This window comes from Arthrobacter sp. (assembly GCF_031179985.1).
GTDB lineage: Bacteria > Actinomycetota > Actinomycetes > Actinomycetales > Micrococcaceae > Arthrobacter.
In genome coordinates, this window is sequence record NZ_JAPSHJ010000091.1 from 1 (window position 1) to 6,345 (window position 6,345).

A 6,345-nucleotide genomic window follows, 5' to 3' on the forward strand; every position below is an offset into this window, starting at 1 on the left:
TCAGACAGCCTCCGGAACTAGGGTATGATTGACGGGTTGCTTCTTATGGGGGCATGGCGCAATTGGTAGCGCACCTGCTTTGCAAGCAGGGGGTTCGGGGTTCGAGTCCCCGTGCCTCCACCATAAGGAAGAGTCCCAGCCAGATATGGCCGGGACTCTTCAATTTAACGTGCCTTCTGCCGGATCGGCCGGGGTTGGTATCGGCACACTACGCTGTAACGGTGACGTTCTTCATTGCCGCCTTGGGAGTCCTGGGCGTTGCATCCTCCGGCCCCCTCATCGCTGCGACACTGGGCGGCACAACGGTGACAGCCCTGGCCATAGCGTTCTGGCGCAATGCGATTGGCTCGGCGGTCATGGCCACCCCTACCCTGCTGCGGGACCCGTCCCACTTCGGAAGGGTGACGGGACCGGAATTCCGCTGGTCGCTCGTGGCGGCCTTGGCCCTCGCGCTCCACTTCGCCTGCTTTATCACGTCCCTGCAGCTGACGTCGGTGGCCGCTGCCACCGCCCTGGTCTGCCTGCAGTCGGCCTGGATCGCCGTAATCCAGCTCTTCCGCGGCGTACGGCACGGCTGGCCGGTGCTGGCTGGGCTCGGCCTTGCATTCGGCGGCGTCGTGGCCATCACGGGCTTCGACATGGGCACTTCCTCGGAAGCGCTGCTGGGAGACCTCCTTGCCATGGCCGGCGGTCTCCTCGCAGGCATCTACACGCTGGCCGGGGGCAGGGCTCGGCAGAGCATGACAACAGGCACCTACACGACGCTCTGCTACGGTATGTGCGCAGCCTTCGTCGCGGTGTTGGCACTGTTCACCAACCAGGCACTCTCCGGCTTCGAGGCGGCAGGGTGGCTGGGCATCATTGCCATTACTGTCTGCGCACAGCTGGTGGGGCACACGGCGTTCAATCACCTGCTGGCCACCATGAGCCCCCTGCTCGTTTCCATGATCATCCTGCTGGAAATCCCCGGGGCAGCACTCCTCGCCGCGGTCTTCCTGAATGAGACTCTGCCGGCGGGAACGTATGCTGGCCTTGCGCTGATCCTGGTGGGACTCGCCGTCGTCGTTGCCGGACAGCGCAGCGCCAAAGGGGGAAGAGGTAAACCGCCCACGGGGCCGGCCCTGGCCGAGCTGGGAACGGACTGATTGAGCGCCGTCTGATCCAGCGCCGACTGCTGGAGCGCTACTGCCCGCCGCGGCGGGCAGGCTGGCTGGTGTTCACCGTGTGGATGGCCCGCAGCAGCTTCGCGGGGAAGTAAACGGAGAAGAAGACCACCATCGGGGCCTTGAGGGCCATTTTCTTGACGTTGTGGGCCTTGTACGTGCGGTCGAAGCGGGTCACGTAGTAGCGGTAGTCCCGGGGCGAGTCCTCAAGGCGGCGGGCGGACATTCCTGAAACCATCTGCGGCCAGTACTGGATTTTCAGGTCATGGTCGGCGAGGTGCAGGGAGAGGTCGATGTCCTCATGCATCTCGTCCTTCTCGTCCCGGCAGGCCTCCCCGCGGATGGTCTCCCACGCTGTACGCCGAAGCGCCATGTTCGAGCCGAAGAGGAAATGGTATTGGTGCTTGGCCAGCTTGAGCATCAGCTGGCGCATCTTGTCATCCGCTTTGAGCCCGAACCGGCGCATCGGCATGTCGTAATAGACCACCGGTCCTGTCGCAGCCTGGGTGGAGGGGTCCTCGAATGCCTTCTGAACCTGCTCCACCCAGTCCGGCTCGACAACGGAGTCGGCATCAATGCGGCCCAAAATGTCTCCGGTGGCGTGGTCGAGGCCGAAGTTACGCGTGGGAATGAGCCCCTGCTCTTTGTCCTGGCGCAGAAGGATGATCGGGCTCTCCGGATACTCCTGCTGCATCTGGCGCACAATCTCCGCCGTGCGGTCCTTGGACATGTTGTCCACGACGATGATTTCGTGTGCCGGAACGGACTGATAGATCGCGGCGATCAGGCACTGTCTTATGACGCTTTCCTCGTTGTACGCCGGAATAACTATTGATACGCCCGGCTGCTGCGGAGCGTCAAAGGAGGCATCCTGGGAGGATCTATCGGGTGACATTCCCTCAAATTTAGCATCGATCGATTTTCTTCCCCGGCCTTTACGGCCGGGTCGGCGAAGAAGCAGATCCGGAAAAGGGGTCAACCAACGGGCTGGAGCGGAAAGGCCAGAACAGGAGAAGGGGCCCCTTGCGGGACCCCTCCATGTGCGTGCCGGCCAGGTGCGGCTACTCTTTTTACTTCCCGGACTGCTTTCCGGCGTCCTCACCTATCTTGGTGGAGAGGTCTTCGACGGCGTCCCTGGCATCGGCGGCGACCGTTCCGGCGTCGGAATCCTCGGCGACGTGCTTGGCCTTGTCGGACGAGCCCTGGAGGGATTCGTCTGACGCGGAAGCAACCGGGGCCGTGTCAGACTCTGTGACGGTTTCGGTAACCGTGGTGGCCGGCACCGGTGCTGGAGTTTCAGCTGCCGGAGTGGACGGAGCCGGGGTGACGGGCGACGGAGTCTTCCATGGGTCTTCAACAGGCTTGGAGGCCTTCCAGGCCGCGACGCCGGCGGCAACGGCAGCTGCGATCACTCCCACGATCAGCAGGCCGCGCTTCTTGGGCTTCTCCGGCTCAACGACAATTGGCTGGCGGGTGATGACGCGGCCTGCCTCAGAAGCGGCAGACTTCAGCTGCGTGCCGGCAACCTGGGCCTGCTCCTGGAGGGCGTGGATGATTCCGACGTCGCCCAACTTCTGCGCGACTGCATCAACGCGTGCCGGGGTGCCTTCGAGCGTGCGGTGGACCACATCGGAGGCGGTTCCGATCTGGTCAGAGAGCTTGGGCAGGTACTCCACCACGACGCGGTCACGCGCCGAGGCAATCACCGGACTGGCCTTGTCCAGCGCGTCGTGCAGTTTCGGAGTTGCGCCGTCAACGGCGTCCTGGATCTTGGGTGCCAGTTGTGCAATTCCGTCCTGAATGCGGGGGGTTACCGTGGCAACTCCGTCAGCCAGGTTGTGGGCCGCTGACTTGAGCCCCTCCTGGATTTTGGGAGAAGCGGTGTCAATGCTCTGCTGCAGCCGGGGCACGGCCCAATCCACAGCCGCTTCAACCCGGTCTTTGGCATTCTCGACAGCTGAACTGACCGACAACTCCAGTTCGCGGGCAATACGATCCGATTTCTTCACAACTACCTCCCGATTAATGTGACGGTTCTGTCGCTAGCCTACGTGGAGGACCAGCCGCGCTGCTATCGTTCCCTCGGATTGCGGGCGGATTTCACCCAGCGCGGAACTGCCTTTGGCGCCTCCTTCGGCGTTGACCCTCCATGAAAGAATGACCGTATGACTGCCACAGCAACTGCAAAAGCAACCATCCACACAAGCCTCGGCGACATCGTCGTGAACCTCTTCGGCAACCACGCGCCGAAGACCGTTAAGAACTTCATTGGACTGGCCACCGGCGAACAGCAGTGGACGCATCCGGAGACCGGCGAGGACAAGACCGGCACGCCGCTGTACAACGGCACCATCTTCCACCGCATCATCAAAGACTTCATGATCCAGGCCGGCGATCCCCTCGGCCGTGGCACCGGCGGACCCGGCTACCGCTTCGACGACGAGATCCACCCTGAACTGAGCTTCAACGCCCCCTACAAGCTGGCCATGGCCAACGCCGGTATCCAGATGGGCAAGGGAACCAACGGTTCGCAGTTCTTCATCACCACCATCCCCACGGACTGGCTGCAGGGTAAGCACACCATCTTCGGTGAAGTGGCTGACGATGACTCCCGCAAGGTTGTGGACGCCATTGAGGGAGTCCGCACGGGAATGGGCGACCGTCCGGTTGAAGACGTGACCATCAACAGCATCGACGTCGAGCAGCTCTAACCTCACCCATGAGTTACGGAATTCCGTCGGCAGAGCCGTCCGCACAGGTACCCGTGTGCCCCCGGCACCCGGACCGGCCCTCCTACGTGAGCTGCCAGCGCTGTGGGCGTCCCGCATGCCCAGAATGCCAGCGGGCGGCCGCCGTCGGATTCCAATGCGTTGATTGCGTCAACGAAACAAAACGTACGACGCCGGCAGTCCGGACCGTCTACGGCGGCGCCGTCGCGTCGGGCAAGCCCATGGTGACGTTTGCGATCATCGCCGTATGTGCCCTGCTGTTTGTGTTGCAGTGGGTGATTCCGAACGACTCCATCTTCCGTAATCTCGCCTACGCCTCGGTGTTTGCGACTCCCGACTACGGTCTTTTTCAGCCCTGGCGCATGATCACGTCGGCTTTTCTCCATTCCCAGAGCTTCCTTCTCCATATCGTGCTCAACATGTACACGCTGTGGATTTTCGGCCAGGCGCTGGAGCCTTTGTTGGGCCGTATCAGGTTCCTTGCCGTCTACCTGCTCTCTGCCATCGGCGGATCCGTGGGATACCTGCTCCTGACGCCCATCCTTCCTGAAGGCGGTCCCGTTGGAGTTGTGGGCGCTTCCGGCGCCATCTTCGGGCTCTTCGGAGCCATGCTTGTGGTGCAGCGCCACAGGGGCGGTGAAACCAGGCAGCTGTGGGTCCTGATTGCCATCAACGGCGTTATCGGCTTCATGGTCCCCCAAATCGCCTGGCAGGCCCACCTCGGTGGCCTGGTCACAGGAGCCCTGTGCGCCGCCGCCATCGCCTATGTGCCTCGTGGGCCCCGACAGCACTTGCTGCAGTTTGCCGGCCTTGCAGCTGTCCTGGCCCTGCTGGTGGCGCTCACCTGGTACCGAATCACCGCCGGCTGACCTTTTCTCTCCGCACGGACCGACGCGCCTCCAAAGAAGCGCGAACGGACACTTGGGCTCCTCGTGGGCTGCGCGAACGGACACTTAGGCCCCTCGTGGGCTGCGCGAACGGGCATTCATTTGGGCCCCTCGACGCTGACATTTGAGGGCATTATCTGCTCGTTCGCGCCTCGACACCTCAACTGATCGGTCGCGCCAAGAGGCTTAGGTGTCCATTCGCGCCAGAGGCAGTGGCAGGGTTTTCCACAAGACTTATCCACACTGTTGGTAACTTACACAGCTGTAGTTCCGTCGCAAACCCGCCTAAATCCCCGCACTGGAGCCGTTCCGGGGCCTCCACCGGTGACTGCGTCCACATCTGGGGATAACTTGAACAGAGGCTCCTGTGGTTAAGTGGACAACTTCTGGCGTGCCCAGCCACTACACCCGTGCAATCCCGCCCTCTTGAGCTTCTCCCCATGGTGAACCCGCCGTCCGTCAGGCACAGCCGCTGGAAAGCTGGCAGCAGGCCCCAGATGGGGACAGCACGCGTGTCAGGGTTTCAACAGGGTTATTCACACTGTTAATAACGTACAGGGCTGTAGTTCTCCCCTCCCATGATGCTCTCAGGCCCTGCAATCCGCTGTTTCGCACATTCGCTCCCACAGCTTTTCCCCAGCTGTGGATAACGTGTGGGTACTGCCCTGTTGCTATGTGGATAACTTGACGTGCCGTCGCGTGTAGTCTCAGACTCGTCGCCAGCTTTGCTTACGCCCTCCGCAGCTGTGGGGGGCCTAGCCACTGAGGAGTACGCCGTGAGCACCACAGAACACATCTACCTGGACAAGTACCACCCGGCGTCGTGGCGGGCCCTTAATGGTCTGGGCCTGAAGGTCCGGGAGGCGGCGGTTGAAGCGGGCCTTACCCGCACGCTTATCGAGCTGCTGAACGTCCGCACATCCCAGCTCAACGGCTGCGCCTATTGCCTGGACATGCACGTAGCCGACGCCCTCAAGGCAGGCGAATCGAGTCAGCGGCTTGCAGTACTTCCCGCATGGCGGGACACCGACCTTTTTGACGGTACGGAGCGGGCCGCCTTGGCGCTTGCAGAGAGCATCACCGGCCTTCCCGACGCCCCCATCCGTGAGCAGGAGGATGCGTACGCCCGGGACCATCTGAGCGCTGAGCAATACTCTGCCGTGAGCTGGCTGGTGATCACCATGAACGCGTTCAACCGCGTCTCAATCACGAGCCGGCACCCGGTGCGGCCGGCAAAAAGCTAGCCTCATTGTCCCCCAAGGGTTATCCACAGCTGTTTTCCACAAGTGTTAATAACTGGCTTCTCGTTTCCCAGATTCATCGGCGCCAGCTGTGGCGGGCCCGGGATGAGCTGGCCCAAGACAAACGGCCGGTTTTCAACAGTGTGGATAACTTTTCCAACATCTGTGGAAAGTCAGGTCAGTGTTGAGAAAGGGACGGTCAGAGCCATATCCCGGAGGAACCTCTGCGGTGGCTGTCCACGAGATGGGTGTCCACCATGCCGATGGCCTCCATAAGGGCGAACATCGTGGTGGGTCCGACGAAGGCGAAGCCCTTCTTCCTGAG

At 62.1% G+C, this 6,345-nt stretch carries 7 protein-coding genes and 1 tRNA gene; 5 read left to right on the forward strand and 3 right to left on the reverse strand.

Annotated elements, in window-relative coordinates; genetic code table 11:
• Positions 1 to 47: 47 nt before the first annotated feature.
• A tRNA-Ala gene (locus tag RIN13_RS19930) sits at positions 48 to 123 on the forward strand.
• Between the two features lie 98 nt (positions 124 to 221).
• Entirely contained in the window at positions 222 to 1,145 is a 924-nt protein-coding gene (locus tag RIN13_RS19935; protein ID WP_309109050.1) for a DMT family transporter, read from the forward strand.
• Between the two features lie 37 nt (positions 1,146 to 1,182).
• Here RIN13_RS19935 and RIN13_RS19940 read toward each other — a convergent pair whose 3' ends face one another.
• Entirely contained in the window at positions 1,183 to 2,058 is an 876-nt protein-coding gene (locus RIN13_RS19940) for a glycosyltransferase family 2 protein (protein ID WP_309109051.1), read from the reverse strand.
• Positions 2,059 to 2,233: 175 nt separating this feature from the next.
• The gene (locus RIN13_RS19945) at positions 2,234 to 3,172 is read right to left on the reverse strand and encodes a hypothetical protein (RefSeq protein WP_309109052.1); all 939 of its coding nucleotides are present in this window, start codon (positions 3,170 to 3,172) and stop codon (positions 2,234 to 2,236) included.
• Positions 3,173 to 3,328: 156 nt separating this feature from the next.
• On the opposite strand from RIN13_RS19945, the gene RIN13_RS19950 reads away from it, so the two are divergent.
• The 3 genes from RIN13_RS19950 (at position 3,329) to RIN13_RS19960 (ending at position 6,023) form a co-directional block, all read left to right on the forward strand.
• On the forward strand, positions 3,329 to 3,874 hold the full coding sequence (locus tag RIN13_RS19950) for a peptidylprolyl isomerase (RefSeq protein WP_309109053.1): 546 nt from the start codon (positions 3,329 to 3,331) through the stop codon (positions 3,872 to 3,874).
• Positions 3,875 to 3,882: 8 nt separating this feature from the next.
• On the forward strand, positions 3,883 to 4,761 hold the full coding sequence (locus RIN13_RS19955) for a rhomboid family intramembrane serine protease (RefSeq protein WP_309109054.1): 879 nt from the start codon (positions 3,883 to 3,885) through the stop codon (positions 4,759 to 4,761).
• Positions 4,762 to 5,555: 794 nt separating this feature from the next.
• On the forward strand, positions 5,556 to 6,023 hold the full coding sequence (locus RIN13_RS19960; protein ID WP_309109055.1) for a carboxymuconolactone decarboxylase family protein: 468 nt from the start codon (positions 5,556 to 5,558) through the stop codon (positions 6,021 to 6,023).
• Positions 6,024 to 6,219: 196 nt separating this feature from the next.
• Here the strand turns inward: RIN13_RS19960 and RIN13_RS19965 are convergent.
• Positions 6,220 to 6,345, reverse strand: a 126-nt coding sequence (locus RIN13_RS19965; RefSeq protein WP_309109056.1) for a DNA-3-methyladenine glycosylase I, incomplete at its 5' end; no start/stop codon positions are given.